Raw genomic sequence first — 1,928 nt, 5'->3', positions numbered from 1 at the left:
AGCAGCAGCGCGATGAAGTAGGGGATCATGAAGGCGCCGCCGCCGTTGTCGGCCGCCTGGCGCGGGAAGCGCAGGAAGTTGCCCAGCCCGATGGCGTTGCCCGCCATGGCCAGGATCAGGCCGATGCGCGTGCCCCACTGCGCGCGCGCGCCGCCGTCGGCGGCCGCCAGGTCCGCCTTTTTGCCCAGCCTCAAGATGCGCGAGAAGGCGAACCAGGTGAAGCCGATGATCGTGCCCCAGGCCAGGACCAGGAAGAGCATGGACATGCGCGGCACCTCCTGCGCGGTAGCGGAACGCGACGGGTACGGGCGGGGATCGTAGCGGGAGGGTCCCGGGGCGTCAACGCCGCAACGTGCGGGGAGGCCGGGATCAGCGGGACGGCGCGCCCGGCGCGATCGCCGGCCGGACCGGCGCCGGCGCGTCGCGCATGTAGGCGCCCAGGCGCCAGAACAGCAGCGCCAGGCACAGGACGCCGCCGACGAGGTCCGCCGCGGCCATGCCCAGCCAGCCGCCGCCCAGCGCGCCCAGCTTCAGGCCCACCCAGACGCCGGCCGGTTCCAGCAGCACGCGCATGCCGAAGTTCGGCAGCATGCCCATCATCCCGTTGCCCTGGGCGTGGAACCAGAAGGCCGTGATGTTCACGATGCTGAGCATCGGCCGCGCCAGGGTCACCCAGCGGGCCAGCCCGACGCCGGCGGCGATGACCGTCGGCTCGTCCGTGAAGATCCGCAGCGCCCAGGCCGGGAACAGGATCACGGGCAACGAGAGGACGCCCATGAGGATCAGGGCGTAGCGCAGCGTCAGCAGGGTCGTCTCGCGGACCCGGTCGCGGCGGCCGGCCCCGTGGTTCTGGCCGACCATGATCATCATGCTCATCGAGATGCCGAGCGTCGGCAGGAACACGAAGCTCAGCAGGCGCGTGCCGGCGCCGAAGGCGGCGATGGCGTCGGTGCCGTACCCGGTGAGCATGTCGGTGATCACGTAGGCCGACAGCGGCATCGACAGGTTGGCCACGAAGGCGGGCGCCGACACGTTGGCCCAGCCGCGCAGCAGGGCGGGGCTCCACGACCACGCGGTGCGGTCGTACCGCACGCGGCGGCGGGGGTTGCGCAGCTCGCGCAGCACCATCAGCGAGGCGAACAGGAAGCTGACGGCCGTGGTCACCGCCGCGCCGGCCACGCCCATCTCGGGGAACGGGCCCGGCCCGAAGATGAACAGGGGGTCCAGCACGACGTTCAGCGCGAGCGCCACGGCCATGACCTTGAACGGGTAGATCGTGTCGCCCTCGCCGCGGAACAGGGAGTTGAGCACCATCGGCAGCAGCGAGAACACCGACGAGGCGAACGCCACCTGCGTGTAGAGGATCGCGCCCTCGGTGACGCCGGGCTCCGCACCCATGCGACGCAGCGCGGCGGGCGCCAGCAGCAGGCCCAGCGGCGTGATGATCGCCGCGAAGATCCCGATCACGATCAGGGCGTGCCAGAGGAAGTTGCGCAGCTGCCGCTCGTCGCCGCCGCCGATCAGGCGCGAGACCAGCGAGGTCGCCCCCTGGCCGAGCGCGCCGGCGACCGAGTGGATCAGGTAGGCGATCGGGAACGACAGCGACACCGCCGCCATCGCCTCGCGCGAGTAGCGCCCCAGGTAGAGCATGTCCACCAGCCCGAAGGCCGTGACCAGGACCATGGCCATGATCATCGGCACGCTCAGGCCCAGCAGGGTCCGGTCGACCGGCCCCTCCAGGATGGGGTTGCCGCCGCCGGGTTCGCGGAGCCCCGAGGCGCGCAGGCGGGCGAGGAAGGAGGGCATCGGGGCTCGCGATCGGTTCGGGACGGGGGCGGACGAGGCCACAAGTAAGCACATCGGCCGGCGGTGTGCCAGGAGCCGCATCCCCGCCTGGCCACCCGGCGGCCAACGCGACTAGATTGGCA

2 protein-coding genes are annotated in these 1,928 nt (G+C 71.9%); both read right to left on the bottom strand.

What is annotated here, in order from left to right; translation table 11 throughout:
- A partial coding sequence (locus Q7W29_06550; GenBank protein ID MDO9171474.1) for a hypothetical protein occupies window positions 1–266 on the bottom strand: 266 nt, incomplete at its 3' end.
- A gap of 103 nt (window positions 267–369) precedes the next feature.
- The gene (locus Q7W29_06545) at window positions 370–1,806 is read right to left on the bottom strand and encodes an MATE family efflux transporter (protein ID MDO9171473.1); all 1,437 of its coding nucleotides are present in this window, start codon (window positions 1,804–1,806) and stop codon (window positions 370–372) included.
- Window positions 1,807–1,928 lie beyond the last annotated feature (122 nt).

Source organism: bacterium, assembly GCA_030654305.1.
In the GTDB taxonomy this organism is placed as follows: domain Bacteria; phylum Krumholzibacteriota; class Krumholzibacteriia; order LZORAL124-64-63; family LZORAL124-64-63; genus PNOJ01.
Note: the sequence above shows the minus strand (reverse complement) of the source record. Positions and strands in the feature narration are given on the sequence as shown.